This window comes from Corynebacterium tuberculostearicum (genome assembly GCF_030229345.1).
Taxonomy (GTDB): domain Bacteria; phylum Actinomycetota; class Actinomycetes; order Mycobacteriales; family Mycobacteriaceae; genus Corynebacterium; species Corynebacterium tuberculostearicum_G.
In genome coordinates, this window is sequence record NZ_JASPGP010000010.1 from 23,636 (window position 1) to 39,705 (window position 16,070).

Consider the following 16,070-nt stretch of genomic DNA (forward strand, 5'->3'; position numbering starts at 1 on the left):
GCACACCCACTGTGGTGTGCGGCCTTTTTGTCTCTTCTACTAAGTTAGAAGGTATGACTGATTCCACCGGCGCCGCGCTTTTGGGTCCCGTAGAGATCCGCGCCCTCGCGGAGAAGCTCGACATCGTGCCCACCAAGAAGTTGGGGCAGAACTTTCTGCATGACCCGAATACTATCCGGCGCATCGTCGCCGCGGCGGAGCTGGATCCCACAGACCGCGTCCTCGAGGTAGGCCCTGGATTGGGGTCGCTGACCCTTGGCCTGGTTGAGGCAGTGGGGGACGTGACGGCGGTAGAGATCGATTCCCGCCTGGCAGCGCAGCTGCCCGATACCGTGGCCGAGCGCGCCCCTGAGTACGCGCAGCGCCTGCGCGTAGTGGAAAAGGACGCGCTGCGCGTGACGGATTCGGACGTCACGGAGCCGACTGCCCTCGTAGCCAACCTCCCGTATAACGTCGCTGTACCGGTTTTGCTGCACTTGCTGGAGACCTTCCCCTCCATTCGTCGCGTGCTGGTGATGGTCCAGCTGGAGGTGGCGGACCGGCTCGCCGCCCAGCCCGGCAGCAAGGTTTATGGCGTGCCCTCGGTCAAGGCGGGCTTTTATGGCAAGGTTTCCAAGGCTGGCACGATTGGCAAGAACGTCTTTTGGCCAGCGCCCAATATTGAGTCTGGGCTGGTGCGCATCGACGTCTTTGCAGACGCCCCCTGGCCGGTCACCGATGAGTCGCGGGCTAAGGTCTGGCCGGTTATCGACGCCGCCTTTGCCCAACGCCGCAAGACCCTGCGCGCGGCATTGTCCGGCCACTTTGGTTCGGGTGCCGCCGCTGAGGAGGCCTTGCGCGCGGCGGACATCGATCCGAAGCAGCGCGGCGAGAAGCTCGCCGTGGAGGATTTTGTACGATTGGCAGGAATCTAAATGAGTGCACCGCTAGATAACGAACCATTCGTCTATACCGCGCGCGCTCACTCCAAGGTCAATATTCACCTCGGTGTGGAGGAACCGCGCGAGGATGGGTTCCATGAGCTTGCCAGTGTCTTTCAGTCTTTGGAGCTGCATGACACCGTGACGCTCACGGACTTGGGTAATCCCGAGGTGGATAAGCCGCGAATTCGAGGCTTAAACGTTACGGGCCCTCACGCACAGGGCGTGCCAGAAGACTACACAAACTTGGCGTGGACCGCGGTTAACCGCATCATGCAGTACCTATACACCACCCATGGGCCGAAGGCGCTGCCGGAGGTAGCGCTGGAAATCCACAAAGCCATCCCTACCGCCGGCGGCATGGCGGGCGGCTCTGCTGATGCGGCCGCCGCGCTGCGCTTAGCCGAGCGCTGCTATGGCGGCTACTACAACATCGACTCGGTGGGTGAGCCGATCCTGGACGCGCTGGGTGCGGCGCTGGGCTCGGATGTTCCCTTTACTCTGTTGGGAGGCACCGCGCTCGGAACGGGGCGCGGCGAGCAGCTTACCCCGATGATGGCGCGCGGTACCTACCATTGGGCGCTTATCGCCTCGGACCGCGGGCTATCTACCCCGCAGGTCTTTCACAAGCTGGATGAAATGCGAGAAAAGGGTCGCGGCGGCGAACCGCACATGGATACCGCGGCGGTATCGCAGGCGCTTATCTCGGGCGACCCGCACCGGGTCGCAGAGCACTTGCACAATGACCTGCAGCCGGCAGCGCTTTCCCTGCGCCCGGACCTCCGCAAGACGCTGGAGGCGGGTGTGGCCGCCGGAGCCCTCGCGGGCATCGTCTCCGGCAGCGGCCCGACCTGTGCCTTCCTCTGCGCTGGGGCAGAGGAGGCTAGGGAAGTGGTCTCCCAAGTGACGGTAGAGATTCCCGGAACCAAGGGCGTGGCTACCCACGGACCCGCTAGCGGCGCTGTGGTGCTGTAGCTAGAGCACCGTCATCTCGGTGGCCTCGATGTCGAGGTCGAAGCGGTTGACTTCCTTTTCTTGGAGGAGGTCGATGACCACGAGCTGCTTCTTTTGGGCGTCGGTAATGAAGGCGTAGCCATCGGCAGCCTGCAGGATGGGGCCTGGCTGCTGCCACTCCTTATTTTCCTTCCACGGGGAGATGGCATCGATCTGGGAGGTGATTTCGCCGGAATCGGGGTCGATGATGTTGAGCTTGCCGTCGGTAGTGAGCACCAGCGCCTCGCCCAGCGGGCCGCGGGCCAGGGAGCGGAACCAATAGGAAGCATCGAGGTCAACCTTCTTCGCGGAAAAGTCCTTGGTGTCCACCAGGGTCACGGAGGTGGGGCGCTCGAGCTCTGCGTCCTTGTCGGTCTTATTATCGGCCAGAATGACATCGGATTCCTCCGAACCGGCAGCATTGCCGGAGCGCTGGTAGCCGCCTGCACCGGCATAGGCGGAGGCGTCCACCGTGTGGAACTTGGTGCCATCGAAGACTACAGGGCCGTCCTCGCAGCCGAAGAATATATTGCCGTTTCCGGCGGCGGCCTCGCCGTGCACGCCAGGGCACTCGGTGGTTTCAGTAAGGACCTTGCCCTCCTTATCCAGATGCTGGATGGTGTGGCGCTCGTCCTCGGTTCCCTTGGTGATAACTACCGAGCCATCCTTCAGTGGTACGGCTACGCCGTGGTGTGCAGCCCCCGTATCTACGGTATTGACCGGCTGGGCATCGTCTTTGCCCATGTCTTCGGTCTTGTAAATTTTCGCTATGCCATCGCCATCAGAAAACAGTGCGGTAAAGCCGTCGTGGTGGACCACATGGCCGGCGTGCGGGGCCTTGATAGGGGCGTCGCCAAGCGAAGGCTCAGCGGTGTAGTAGTGGTTGTGATCGCCGTGGCCCTTGGTGATGCGCCCGGTGTCGTAGGTAAGGAAGCTATCGCCTTTGGTGACCATGACGTGGCGGTTATCGCCGGCATCGCTCAGGCGCAGGAAGGCATTCATTTTGTCCTCATCGATTACCTTGCCGGTCTTGGCGTCATAAGTACGCAGTCCGTCCGCGTGGGAAATGACAATGCGGGTGGGCAGCTGGGCTACCTCGGTCTCGCCTTCCTCGGCTTCGAAACCTTCGTGCGAGTGCCCAGCGTCGTCATGGCCGTGCTCATGCTCATGGTCGTGCTCGTGAGCGTGGTCCTCCTCGCTGTGGGCGTGGTCGTGGGAGTGCAGGGAGTCCTTTTCCTCTTCGGTGGGGGCGGAGCAGGAGGCAATGGCTACTGCCGCGGCAGAGAGCACCGCGCAGAGAGAAAGTGTGTAGTGCTTCATACATAAGCACACTATTGGACGTGAAAATCAATAGCAATAGTTTGGAGAAATGCGGGGGTATGTGCAGGGAGGTATTAAGATGGACACTCGTTATGGCAAACCTGATTAACCTCGAGCAAGTCAGCAAAACTTATGGATTAAAAACCCTCCTAGACGGGGTATCCCTAGGTGTGCAAAGCGGCGATCGCATCGGCATCGTCGGCGTTAATGGCGGTGGCAAAACCACCCTGCTGGAGGTGCTCACCGGCATCGAGCCGCCCGACGCCGGCCGTGTATCCCATACCTCTGATTTGCGCATGGCCGTGGTCACGCAGCGCTTTGACCTGCCCGATGAGCTGACCATCGCGCAGGTGATTATTGAACCGCTGGAATTGGAGACCTATGAGTGGGCCTCCAACGCCAAGGTGCGCGATGTCTTGGGCGGGCTGGGCATCGTAGATCTGGGGCTCGATACTCCGGTGGGTTCGCTCTCCGGTGGCGAGCGCCGCCGCGTGAACCTGGCCGCCGTGCTGGTGCAGGATTTGGACCTCGTGGTGCTCGATGAGCCGACCAACCACCTCGACGTGGAAGGTGTGCAGTGGCTCGCGGACCACCTGCTCAAGCGCAACCTGGCCGTGGTCGTGGTTACTCACGATCGCTGGTTCCTCGATACCGTGGCTACGTGGACGTGGGAGGTACACGATGGCGTGGTCGATACCTACGAGGGCGGCTACAACGATTGGACCTTTGCCCGCGCCGAGCGTGCCCGCCAGGCCGATGCCATGGAACAGCGCCGCAAGAACCTCGCCCGCAAGGAGCTGGCCTGGCTGCGCCGCGGCGCACCGGCGCGTACCTCCAAGCCGCGCTACCGCATCGAGGCCGCCGAGGCGCTGATCTCTGACGTCCCGGAGCCGCGCAATAAGGTCGAGCTCATGGCCTTTTCCAAGCAGCGCCAAGGCCGCGTGGTTATCGAGCTAGAGGATGCCACCGTGCAGTCCCCGGACGGCCGCACCCTGGTGGATCACCTCACCTGGCGCCTAGCCCCCGGCGAGCGCATCGGTTTGGTGGGCGTTAATGGCTCTGGCAAGACCACTTTGCTGCGCACCTTGGCCGGCGAGTACGAGCTGGCGGCCGGCAAACGCATCGAAGGCCAAACCGTGCGCCTCGGTTGGCTGCGCCAGGAGCTCGATGACCTAGACCCGCAGCGCCGGCTTATCGACGCCGTCGAGGACGTCGCCACCTACGTTCAGCTCGGCAAGAAGGAGCTTTCCGCCTCCCAGCTGGCCGAACGCCTAGGATTTTCCGCCAAGCGTCAGCGCACCCCGGTAGGCGACCTTTCCGGCGGCGAGCGCCGCCGCTTGCAGCTCACCCGCGTACTGATGGCCGAGCCCAATGTGTTGCTGCTGGACGAGCCCACCAACGATCTCGATATCGATACCCTGCAGGAACTGGAGTCCCTCCTGGACTCTTGGCCGGGCACCCTGGTGGTCATTTCGCACGATCGCTACCTCATTGAGCGCATCGCGGATAATACCTACGCGCTCTTTGGCGATGGCAAGCTCACCAACCTTCCCGGCGGCATCGACGAGTACCTGCGCAAGCGCGCCGCACTTGAGGCCCAGCAGAGCTCCGGTGTGCTCAACCTGGGAGAAAAGAAGGCAGACAACGCTGCACCGAAGCCAGAAAAGAAGCTCTCGTCCCAGCAAGAGCGCGAAATCACCAAGAAGATGAACGCCCTCGAGCGCAAGATGCAAAAGCTGGAAAAGGCGGCCGCGCAGATCAATGAGAAGATGGCCACCGCCGCGGAAAAGGTTGATACCCAGGCCTTGACCGAATTGGATGGAGAACTAAAGGAAAACCGCAGCGCCTACGAGGAATTGGAGATGGAATGGCTAGAGTTGGGGGAGAAGCTCGAAGGGTAGAAGCCCGCATTGCCGATATTGTCAGCCACCTCGACCTGTGGGGCATTATCGGCGCCGCAGCGCTATTTACCCTGGGGCTTACCCCATCCATTCTGCCGCGCGATTGGCTCTACCAAGGGCTCGTCTCCGGCATTGCCGCAGGGCTTGGCTATACGCTGGGCATCGCCCTCAAGCTTGTGTGGTACCGGCTCGTGGTGCGCTATGTGGCGCCCCGGCATGCCTGGCTCGATGCCACCACGTGGCCAGCTCGGCGCTACCGCCTAGCCTCCCGCATCGCCACCGCCGCTTTTGTGGTGTGGATGATAGGTTTTGCGGTCTTTGCCGTGCGGTGGCAACGCCAACTCGCAGGCACCCTGTCCGCACCGGCACCCACCATTGCCAGCTATGTGCTGGTGGTTCCGCTGGCACTGGCGGTATTTACCGCCTTCCTCTTCATCCTGCGCGTGCTGCGCTTTTGCGTGCGCTGGCTTTCTAGTCACTTTCCCCAGCGCTTCCGCGCTGCCTACCGCGTTGTGGGCGCGGTAATCATCGTGGCCTTGGTGGGCACCTATACCGTGGAAAACCTCATCCCCGGCGCCATTGTGGGTGTGGGGGAGAGAATCTTTACCGCCCAAAATGCCGAGCCCGATCCCGCAACGCAGCGTCCCACGTCTGCTGAGCGCAGTGGCTCCCCAGACTCCCGCGTGGACTGGAATGGGGTGGGGCTGCAGGGCTCGCGTTTCCTCTCCTCCGGTGCGCACCGCGCGGAATTAGAAGAGGTTACCGGAAAGCCCGCCAAGGAACCCATCCGCGCCTATGCCGGCCTGGGCAATCGCGCCTCCAATGAAGAGCGAGCGCAGCTGCTTATCGACGAACTCGAGCGCACCCACGCCCAAGACCGCAAGGCTCTGCTTCTCATTATGACTACTGGAACGGGGTGGGTGTCGTCCTATTCCGCCCAGGCCTTCGAGCTGCTCTACGGCGGCGACACCGCCATCGCGGCCGCCCAATACTCCGCCATGCCCTCGGCGCTGCATTTCCTGTCCGGCGGTGGTCAGGTAGAACGCGCCGGGCAGGAGTTCATCAATCCCATCGTGGACTGGTGGAACGGGCTGCCGGAGGACAAGCGCCCGAAGCTCTACCTATACGGCGAATCCTTGGGCACCACGGGCATTGAGGCGGCTTTTTCCGGGGTGCGCGATATCGCCAATTCCGTCGACGGCATCCTATTGACGGGGCCGCCGCACTTTAATCGCTTGCGTACCCAGTTTGTGGAGCGCCGCGACCCTGGCTCTTCTGAAATTTCCCCTGAATACGCCGGCGGCCTCGTCGTGCGCTTTGCCAATGATGACGCGCAGGTGCGCCAATGGGGCACGGTGCCAGAAAAGGAGTGGGGACGCACCCGCATGCTCTATATCCAACACCCCTCGGACCCGGTGGCCTGGTGGTCGCCACAGATGGCCTTTAAGGAGCCGGATTGGATGCGCGAGCGGACCCCGTATTCTGCCGAGCGCGTGATGCAGTGGATGCCTATCATCTCCTCCCTCCAAGTAGCCGCCGATCTGCCCGGCGCAAAGGACGTCCCCGATGGTCACGGTCATAACTACGGTGCATCGGTCCTCGACGGCTTTGCCGCCATCGCTGGTCCAGACGTGGCGGGAGCCATTGACTCCGATGCGCTGCAGCGCGAATTTGCCGCGCTCGACGTCGGCATCTACTAGGTGTTTAGCCAAATAAGCCAGCGATGGCCAGCATCGCAGGAAGCGATAGGAAGGTAGTGAGAAAGACCGTATCTCGAGCCACGGTTTCTCCTACCTCATAGGTAGCGGCATAGTTATATACATTCTGCGCGGTGGGCAACGCCGCCAAAATCAATGCCGCGTATAGCTCCGCGCCGTCTAGGCCCAGCGCTGCACCCACGGCCAGCGCGACAGCGGGCATGCCCACCAACTTCAACACCGTCGCGGTAATGGTGGCCAGACGGTCTTCTTCCAATAGCCCGTCGCCCTTTAACGAGGCACCAAAGCTCATCAAGATCATAGGAATAGAGGCGCCACCCAAAATCTCTAGCGGCTTCATCACCACATCCGGTACCTCCCACTGCGCCGCGGAGACAATAAATCCCGCCACCGCAGCCAACACCACCGGCGCGGTAACCCCCGAGACCACGGAGCTCCAGATCGATCGCAGACTCGTACCCTGTGCATTGAGCCCCGCGATGATAAACGGGGAGAGCACCGCCATCTGGAGAACCAATGCCGGGATGACGTAGGTGGCATCACCAATGACATAGGTGGCAATGGGAAGGCCAATATTGACCGAGTTGTAGTAGCTCGCCGCCGCGGCACCCGCCATGGTTTCGGCGCCGCTGCGTGGAAAAAATAGCCGGCTGCACAGCCAATACAACAGCATGGTGGCGACGGACGCGGCGGCGATGACGGCCACCACTGGGGACGCAAACGCGGAGGTATCGGATGTAGCCACGCTGGAGAAGATGAGTGCCGGTGTAGCCGCCCAAAAGGCCGTGCGATTGAATTGCAAGCGCGCCTCGCCCTTGCCAATAACACCCCTGTGGGCTAGCACAAACCCGACGCCGATGACTACGAAAATAATCGCAAACCCGGTCAATACGTCCAGCAACAGTCAACAACCTTTCGCAGTACTCCAAAATCGCGCGGTGAGGATATTGTCCCACCATCCGTATTTCTTCAAGAACACAGGGACCATAACAAAGTTGTATCGAATTGCCTGTGCAGCCCGGAAACTCCTTCCAGACTGCCAGCCACTTATGGCACGGTGGAGGGCATGAAGCTTTCTCACCGTGCAACCGTAGCCGCCCTGTCCACCGCTCTTGTCATTACTGGTACTTCCACCGTGGCCTCTGCTCAGCCGGCCTTGCCTCCGCAGATTCAGCAGGCTTCTTCTCAGGCTCAGCAGCTTTCTTCTGATCCTTTCGCCGCTGTTAAGGATTTCCGCCTCACCTTGCCACCGCAGGCCTATGAGCTGGCCGAGAAGTACAATATCTCGCTGCCAGAATTCCTGGCCAAGCCGGCGGGCCACGCGCCCAAGGTCGCTGGCGAGTTGGGGGCCGCCACCACCGCCCACCTCGAGAAAGCTGGTCACCGCAAGGACGCCCACGCCACCGCCATCGCCCAAGAATGGGCCAACCAGGGTGCCGCCGGCAAGCTCGACTACAAGGGCGGGGTAGCCCACGGCCTGAATCACAAGGACGAAGGACAAGGTTCTGTTCACCGCCTCACCGAGCAGCAGGCACAAGACCGCCTGAACTGGTTCAACCGCGATGTTCCAGTCAACGCTGGTTCCCCACACGGCTTCGGCGTAGCAACTGCTTATGACGGAACCTACATCTACGTTGCGGAGTTCTTCCTCAACTAAACCGCTTTCCACCAGCACCGCTTTCACCGCACTCGTGGCCTCCATCTGCGACGATGACGAAGCTGCACGGTGCCGGTAGAATCGGGGCATGATTTTGATCAACGTACAGTTCCACGTCAAGCCTGAATACGCAGAGACCTTCCTCGATGAAATCAATTGGTACACCGAGGCCTGCAATGCGGAGCCGGGCTGCATCGACTTCAAGTGGTTCCGCGATCCAGAAGACCGCCAGCGCTTCTTGCTGCTGGAGTCTTACGCAGACGGCAAGGACGTAGAGCACGTCCAGAGCGAGCACTTCCAGCGCTCCTGCGAGGAATTCCCGAAGTACCTCGTGGAAACCCCGGACATCATTAACGTTCACATCGAAGGCCGCACCGGTTGGGACAAGATGGGCGAATTTTCCGTCGACTAATCCCAACGAATAAAGCTCGCCCTCTACCGCGATGTAGAGGGCGAGCTTTTTCTATGCCTAGGCGCACCAGCACCCTTCGCGCTCACAGCGGATGCTACTGCCAGCGGAGCACACCTTCCGGTGAGCGCGAAGGGAGGGGAGGGAGCTAGGCGCTTTCCGACGCCCCTCCTTGCGCCTTCCATTGCTTTACTGCGGCACGCACTTAGAGGACACAGTCTTGTCGCCATTCGAGTACTGCTTTAGAGCGTCGTAGAAGGCATCCGAGTACTCGCCGGTGCGTTCTGGCATTGGATGGACGCCATCGGAGTAGAGGATCTCCGGGTTGCTCTGTGCATGTCCGCACCAGTCCGCGACATATACGTTGTCGTATTCCTTGGCTGCGTCGAGGACGTCCTGTTGGGATTGGGCCATCCATTCGCGGTCACCATAGGGAACAGCCATGACAATAGTGTGGTCTTTGCCGATGATGTCTAGCGCTTCCTTGATCTGGTCCGGGAAGGCAGGGCCGTTAGTACCAAACCCGAGGAAGACGGTATCGCGCAGCTGGCCGGAATCCTTGAGCTGCTGCAGAATCTGGATACCCGCAGTGTAGTGGCGGGATACGTCTGCATCGACGTAAATCTGCGGGAAACGTTGCTTGAGGGCGCCACTAGAAGCCAGCATCACTGAGTCGCCGACAGCAGTGATGTCTTTGCCCTGCGGCATCGGGCGGGTCTTCTTATCCTTCGCGGCAGCCTTATCATCGTTGTCCTCAGCAGGCGGCTGTGGGGCAGTGTTGTTCGGTTGCGCCGGGGCATTGTTGCTGCTCTGGTTCTGCCGCTGAAGCTGCTCCAGCTGCTGCTCCAACTCGGTCTTATCGCTGGAATTAACAACGCCGTAGACTACGCCGGCTACAGAGGCAATGACCAGGAATGGGACTACCGGCCACATGGTTTTGCCAAAGCCATCGCGCAGTTCGCTAAATCCTGGGCGGGAGGACCAGTAGGTCTTCCACGTCTTCTTATAGCCGCCGCGGCGGAAAGGATTCTCAATGAACTGATAGGAAATCTCGGACAGAAGCAGCGAAATCGGCACGGCTACAAGGCCTAGGATCCAGGATTTATCGGAGTTCTGGTTGCCCTCGAAAAGCGCCTTGAGCATCATGATGACCGGCCAGTGCCAGAGGTACAGCGAGAAGGAACGCTGGCCAAACCAGCGCATGACCTTGGTCCTAAAGAGCGGGGTCATCGGGCCGTATTCGCGAACCACGCCCCACACCATCAGGACACCAAGCACGCTGGTGAGGAAGAGCCCACCCCGGTAGGTGATCTCCGCGTCATCCGGCATGAGGAATAGCTGGGCACCGTAGCCAATGAGCGCCAAAGTGCCGATGATTCCGGCGATGCGCGATTCGGCTTTGCCTGCCGCTGCCCACGAATCCGCCTGTGGGTCGGACTTGGTAGAGGTCATCAGCAGCGACAGCACGGCGCCAGTGAGCAGGCCGAAAGCATGGGTATCGGTGCCGTAGTAGACGCGCGTCGGGTCTTCACCCGGCACGTAAAGGAGTGCCATGGCCACGGCGGAACCGATAGCTAAGACTGCGGCTACGAGGATGGGAAGCCGGCGCGGCTTGCGGCGAGAAATCAGGAAAACGCCAGTGATAAGAAGCGGCCAGATGACATAGAACTGCTCCTCCACGGCCAACGACCAATAGTGGGCAAAGACCTGAATCTCATTGTCCGCAAAGTAGGACTGGGAGGTGGCGATCTGGGTCCAGTTATTGACAAAGAACAGAGTTCCCAAGAACTGCTGGCGCAAGCCGACCGCGAGGTCCCCGCCTATCCATGCCACCAAAGCGGTACACATGACCAGGACGGATACTGCGGCCGGGAGGATGCGCCGGAATCGTCGCACCCAGAAGTCCTTCAAACTGATGGTGCCGGAGGTACGGAATTCGCGCACCAGCAAAGAGGTGATGAGGAATCCAGAAAGGACGAAGAAGAGGTCAACGCCCAAGTAACCACCGGGAAGCAGGGAAGGGAAGAAGTGGTACAACACCACGGCAATAACCGCGAGGCCGCGAAGACCATCCAGCCCCTTGACCTGGCGCAGGCGGGCGTGGCGCTTCTTCTTAACGACCTTGCTCTCTGGCGGCGTAGCCAGCGCTTCAGGGTCCTTGGCCTGTTTTTGTAGCGGATACTTAGATTTAGTATCTACCTGCGTTGCCGAGGTCTTCTGTGATGCTGGCTTCTGCGCAGCTTGTTGTGGCTGGCTCGGTGCGGTCTTTTCCTGTGGCTTTTCGGGCGCTTGCTGTGGAGATTTAGACGGCTGTGCCTTATTCCGCTTCTGCTCAGCAGCGGCAGCGGCGGCGGCTGTACCTGCTCCAGCTGCTACAGCGCCTGTAGCAGCGGACTTTCCCTTCTGCGCAGGCGGCGTCTTTGGAGCTGCTTGAGGCTCGGCCTTGTTTGGCTGGGGCTGTTCAGTCTGCTGCTTTGCCTTGGGCTTTTGGGTAGCTCGGGACGGCTTTTGCTGAGCCGGGGTAGGAGTGCCCACCTGCTGCGATTTGCGAGCCAATCCGCGACTGATATCGGAAGGCTTAACCTGCGGGCGTCGCTTGCTTACTTTTTTGGCCTCGTTCTGAGGCGTCGCCGCCTTTGCCTTCGGCTGCGGCTGTTGCTTCTGTGTCTGTTGCTTGGGCAGTTTGTCCTTAGAGGGTGCGCCTTGCTGCGATTTCGGCTGGACTACCTTGTTTCCATTGTCGGCAGTCTGGTTCTGCGCCGCCCCAGCTTTCTGCTGGGATGCATCGGCTGCAGTCTTTGGCGCAGCCACCTTAGGCTTGGGGGCAGTGGTGCCTTTCTTTGGCGCTGGAGCGCTAGGAGCCGAGGCCTGTGGGGCAGCCTTTTGCTTTGCAGTGCTGGGAGTACGCGCTGGTCCTTGGCCCTTGGACGGTTGCGAGGGCTTCGACAGCTGCGCATCCTTCTTCGGTGCTGGTTGCGGCTGCGGTTGCTGCTTTGCCGAGTTTGACGGCACGCGCTTGGGGGAGCGTGGCTTCTGCGCTTGCTGGTGGTCTGTGGCCGGCTTGGCATTAGCCGGCTGGGATTTCTGTGGCTTTGCCGGTTGCGGGGAAGCCTTCTTCGCGCTGGAAGAAGAGGATGGCTTGGGTGCCTGCTTCGGCTTCTGGGTAGAGGGTTGAGCCTGAGGTGCGGGTTTTACCGCGCCTTTCTGGGAGGGTTGGGTGACAGGCTTCGCGGCCGGCTTCGGGGAATTACTACGGGCAGAAGGAGTCTTTGGGGAGTTCTTAGACGGGGTGGTGCTAAAGCTTGCGCCGCGGCGCGGTCGCTGAACCGGTTCGTGCGCTTTGCGCTGTGGCTTCTTGTCTTGAGCGGGGGAGTTTTGTTGCTTTTTAACAGCTGCTTTGGGGGAGGATTCTGCCTTGTTTTGTTGTGCGGCGGAAGGCTTGGCGGCAGAACCTTGGGCTGCAGGCTTGGCCTTTGGTGCCTTGGCTGCAGGCGATGGTGAGGTGGACTTAGCCTGCTGCGGTTTTGTGGAAGTGGCCTTGCTTGCCTGGGATTTTTCGGTGCTGGGGCGAGTGGTGTCCTTAGCTGCGGGCTTAGCGGTAGGCTTCGCACCTTTCGGCTTCGCAGCAGCAGGCTTGGATTCGGAAGCCTGTGCAGGCTTCGTCGGAGTGGGCTTGCGCGCGGGTGATTGTTTAGCTTGGTTCTTGGACTCGCTGTCCTTATCGGTGCGGTCCTGGGGCTTGCCCTTCGGCTCGGTGGATTGTGCACCCGTGGTGGATTCGGTGTTGGCCGATTTCTGGGGCACAGAATCCTTGTTATTAGGGGCCTGGGGTGCACTGGTAGAGCCAGCTTTGGGCGGTACTGGCTGATAGACCGGTGTGCGTGGTTCGTTCGAACGCCCAGGTTTCTTCTTCCCCAGCAGTGAGCGCAAAATTTGCTTCACAAAAACTCCCAAAGCACTACGTATATTTTCTAAACGGACTATTTTAGCCTGCACACCAGCACTTCTCCCTTTGCGGGGGAGTAACGGTGCGGCGCGCGGGGCGGAGGCGAAAATTCGAGTCTAAGACTCTTCGCTGTCAAAAAGCTGACGCAGAACTGTCATGACCCCATATTCGGTATTGGGTGGGGCAATGCGATCGGCGATTTCCTTCAACTTTGGGTGCGCATTTTCCATTGCGATAGCGGTGCCCGCCTCGCGGAGGAGCTCGTAGTCATTGAGGAAATCGCCAAAAGCGGCGGTGCGGGACATGGGAACCGAGAGGAGCTCGGCCATGGTGTGTAGTGCTACGCCCTTGTTGACGCCAGCGGCCATGACATCGAGCCATACGGCACCAGAGATGGCGATATTGTGTTCCGGTACGGCCGCAAGAAGGGGCTGGTGGAGGTGCTTTTCGCTGCCGTCGGCGCAGTAAGCGGCGATTTTGATGATGTCCGCATCCAGTAACGCATCGAGGTCATCTACCCATTCCACTGACCTGTAGTACTTGGCAATCTCAGCACGGGCCTGTTCATCGGCGCCTTTGTGTACATAGGCGGTATCCGGCGTGCATAGCACTACGGTATGCGGGGTCTCGACAGACTGGAGTGCGGCCATGGCGGCGCGCACGGCTGCGCTGGGCAGGGTAGTGGCGCTAATGACGCGATTGTCGTGGACGACCACGGATCCGTTTTCGGCGATGAAGGTGTCTTCGTGCGGAAACATCTCTTGCAGGGTGGCGAGCTGGCGTCCCGAGGCGGGTACTAGGGTGACGCCGAGCTGGTGGGCACGGGTGCTGATCGCGGCGAAATCTGGTGGAAGCTGGCCGTTGCCGTCCAGTAGGGTGCCGTCCATATCCAGGGCGATGAGCTGTGGGAGCAAAATTCCGAACCTATCTGTGAATTGGCTGATGGTGGATAGGTGCATGCGTTCTGTGTCACACTAGGGGTTATGACTAATACTGCACCTATCGTTTCCTCAATCCGTAACCATACCGGAGTCATTGAGCTCAACCGCCCCAAGGCTCTCAATTCCCTCACCCCGGAAATGATCGACCTCATTGCGGAGTCGCTGGCGCAGTGGCGCGACAACGATGAGGTGGAACAGGTGCTATTTACCTCGACTAGTCCCAAGGCATATTGCGCCGGCGGCGATGTTCGCTACGCCCGCGAAGGGGTCAAGGAGGGCAAGGTGGATGAGGTCGATGCCTTCTTCGCCACCGAATACACGTTGAACGGTGATATCGCGGAGTATCCCAAGCCTATCGTGGCGCTCATCGATGGCATCGCTATGGGCGGCGGTCTGGGCATTTCCGCCCACGGGTCCCACCGCGTGGTTACGGAGAAAACCTTTGCCTCCATGCCAGAGATGAATATTGGCTACGTCACGGACGTAGGCATGGCCTATGCCGCCCAGCGTGCGGTGGGAACGCGAGGGAAGGCCTCGGCCGAGTTGGCGAAGTTCTGGGGGATTACCGGCTACCGTATGCATGCCGCAGACCTTCTGTGGAGCGGGCTGGCCACCCACTATGTCGCGGACGGCGAGGCCTTTGCAAGTGCGGTTATTGAGCATGGACTAGCCACGGCGCTAGCCCAGCACGCCACCGCACCTAGCGGCGAGGCCCCCTTGGCCGAGCTTATCGACGCCATCGAGGACGCCTTTTCCCACAACACCTGGCAAGACATTTCTGCGGCTCTGGAAAAGTACCCAGAACTAAAGCAACTGGTAGACAAGCTGACCGCGCAGGCGTGCCCCACCTCCATCGTGGCGGCCATGGAGCTATTCCGCGCCGAGCAGGAGTGCAGCAGCATCCGCGAGGCCCTGGATATGGAGACCAACCTGGGCGCCTATATGTACCGGCGTGGGGACTTCGCCGAGGGCGTGCGAGCGGTCTTGGTGGATAAAACCAATGATGCGGCATTTGAGCCTGCCGCGCTTGCCGACGTCGACGTGGACGCCCTCCGCAGCGCCCTACACCTCTACCCCGCGAAATGATCCATAGGCGGCGCGGGCGCGATCGGCGTTGATCCATGCAGGAGGGGGCACCGCCAAAGTAGCTTCGGTGGCGGCTGGGGTCGGCTCCGGAAGGTGCAGCTGTGGGGCGTCGAGCAGGACGAGGCCCACGCGGGCGTCGGCAAGCGTAGTGCCCGCCAGCGTCCAGATCCCCAATATGGGCAAAGCTAGGTGCGGCAGCTGGTGCCCGCGCGCCAGCTCAAGCGGAAGGTGCGGGCGTACCAATTCAGGCACGGCCTCGTCGATACCGAAGCGCGCTAGGTTTCCTGCCAACCGCGCCGCCGCGGTGTCCTTGAGCTGCGGATCCGCCCAAGCCCATGTGAATTCCTCGTCCGAAATGGTCGCGATAAGCACCGCATTGGCCGTCATCTGCCCGCCACGATAGGACACCGTGGCGGTGGCTTTATCCACATCGAGTTCTACCGTGGCATCTGGGAAGCTGCCTTGGAAAAACATTTGGTTTTCGGTGCTTAAGTAAAAAGCATCCTCTAGGACGCGCGCGGCCGCTAAGCCAGGGGTGATGCCGGAAATCTTGTGTACTTCGGGGCTTGCCTGCTCAAAACGCACTGTGGTGCCATCAGAAAAATGCAGGTAGGGCTCTTCCTCGGTGGACTCCATGTCCAGGTAGTGGGCGAGTGCGAGGGTCGGCCCCTTCTCGTCCGCTTCCGCGCTGCTGTGCTGGAGACCCCGCAGCAAGGTCTGGCGAAAGTCCAGGTAGGGGTGGAAATCCACCGCAACGATGGCCACGTGATCGCCCTGCTGGGCGCGCAGCACCGGCATGGTGCCCACGATAAGGGAGGCATAAGCAACCATGCGGTCAATGTCTGCGGTGGCCGTACCTGACTGTGGAAGGTCAGCAAAGTGCTCGGTCGCAGCGGTAGTCCAGTGCCAGGTGCCTGCGGCGATGACGGCCAGGCGCACGCCACGAAAATCCGCCACGTGTTGCGCGGAGCTTACCCGTACCTCCACGAGCTGGTCGGTGGCATAGCTTCCTTCGCTTTCGCCATCCGAGGGGCCGAGGAAATTGAATTCCACATCGGTCGCCTCCCCGATGCGGTCTTGAAATGCGGCATTAACGCCCGCTTGAATGAAGCGGGCGTCTTGCGCGGTGCTCGATATAGGGGCTGTCTTATCCATAACTATTGCCGAGCATACGGATTC

12 protein-coding genes are annotated in these 16,070 nt (G+C 60.7%); 7 read left to right on the forward strand and 5 right to left on the reverse strand.

Annotated features, from left to right (window positions below):
- Positions 1–53: 53 nt before the first annotated feature.
- Positions 54–914: a 16S rRNA (adenine(1518)-N(6)/adenine(1519)-N(6))-dimethyltransferase RsmA gene (rsmA, locus tag QP884_RS07900; RefSeq protein WP_239235539.1), complete on the forward strand. Its 861-nt coding sequence runs from the start codon at positions 54–56 to the stop codon at positions 912–914.
- Positions 915–1,895, forward strand: a complete 981-nt coding sequence (locus QP884_RS07905; protein ID WP_284821616.1) for a 4-(cytidine 5'-diphospho)-2-C-methyl-D-erythritol kinase — start codon at positions 915–917, stop codon at positions 1,893–1,895. It abuts the gene before it with no gap.
- On the opposite strand, the gene QP884_RS07910 is transcribed toward QP884_RS07905, so the two are convergent.
- Positions 1,896–3,233 carry a hypothetical protein gene (locus tag QP884_RS07910; RefSeq protein ID WP_284821617.1) on the reverse strand — a complete coding sequence of 446 codons (1,338 nt, stop codon included), beginning with the start codon at positions 3,231–3,233 and terminating at the stop codon, positions 1,896–1,898.
- A 92-nt stretch (positions 3,234–3,325) separates the two neighbouring features.
- Between QP884_RS07910 and QP884_RS07915 the strand changes: the two genes are divergently transcribed.
- A complete protein-coding gene (locus QP884_RS07915; protein WP_284821618.1) occupies positions 3,326–5,134 on the forward strand; it encodes an ABC-F family ATP-binding cassette domain-containing protein in 1,809 nt (602 codons plus the stop codon).
- Positions 5,101–6,834, forward strand: a complete 1,734-nt coding sequence (locus QP884_RS07920) for an alpha/beta hydrolase (RefSeq protein ID WP_284821619.1) — start codon at positions 5,101–5,103, stop codon at positions 6,832–6,834. The genes QP884_RS07915 and QP884_RS07920 overlap by 34 nt, the downstream gene beginning before the upstream one ends.
- 4 nt (positions 6,835–6,838) lie before the next feature.
- Here QP884_RS07920 and QP884_RS07925 read toward each other — a convergent pair whose 3' ends face one another.
- Complete coding sequence (locus QP884_RS07925) at positions 6,839–7,753, reverse strand: AEC family transporter (protein ID WP_284821620.1); 915 nt, start codon at positions 7,751–7,753, stop codon at positions 6,839–6,841.
- Positions 7,754–7,918: 165 nt separating this feature from the next.
- Between QP884_RS07925 and QP884_RS07930 the strand changes: the two genes are divergently transcribed.
- Entirely contained in the window at positions 7,919–8,509 is a 591-nt protein-coding gene (locus tag QP884_RS07930) for a hypothetical protein (RefSeq protein WP_284821621.1), read from the forward strand.
- An 88-nt stretch (positions 8,510–8,597) separates the two neighbouring features.
- Positions 8,598–8,921 carry a putative quinol monooxygenase gene (locus tag QP884_RS07935; RefSeq protein WP_005323747.1) on the forward strand — a complete coding sequence of 108 codons (324 nt, stop codon included), beginning with the start codon at positions 8,598–8,600 and terminating at the stop codon, positions 8,919–8,921.
- A gap of 186 nt (positions 8,922–9,107) precedes the next feature.
- Here QP884_RS07935 and QP884_RS07940 read toward each other — a convergent pair whose 3' ends face one another.
- Positions 9,108–12,860, reverse strand: a complete 3,753-nt coding sequence (locus QP884_RS07940; RefSeq protein WP_284821622.1) for an acyltransferase family protein — start codon at positions 12,858–12,860, stop codon at positions 9,108–9,110.
- Between the two features lie 120 nt (positions 12,861–12,980).
- On the reverse strand, positions 12,981–13,823 hold the full coding sequence (locus QP884_RS07945; protein WP_284821623.1) for an HAD family hydrolase: 843 nt from the start codon (positions 13,821–13,823) through the stop codon (positions 12,981–12,983).
- Between the two features lie 24 nt (positions 13,824–13,847).
- On the opposite strand from QP884_RS07945, the gene QP884_RS07950 reads away from it, so the two are divergent.
- Positions 13,848–14,891: an enoyl-CoA hydratase/isomerase family protein gene (locus QP884_RS07950; RefSeq protein WP_284821624.1), complete on the forward strand. Its 1,044-nt coding sequence runs from the start codon at positions 13,848–13,850 to the stop codon at positions 14,889–14,891.
- Here the strand turns inward: QP884_RS07950 and QP884_RS07955 are convergent.
- The gene (locus QP884_RS07955; protein WP_284821625.1) at positions 14,868–16,046 is read right to left on the reverse strand and encodes a DUF6882 domain-containing protein; all 1,179 of its coding nucleotides are present in this window, start codon (positions 16,044–16,046) and stop codon (positions 14,868–14,870) included. The genes QP884_RS07950 and QP884_RS07955 overlap by 24 nt on opposite strands.
- Positions 16,047–16,070 lie beyond the last annotated feature (24 nt).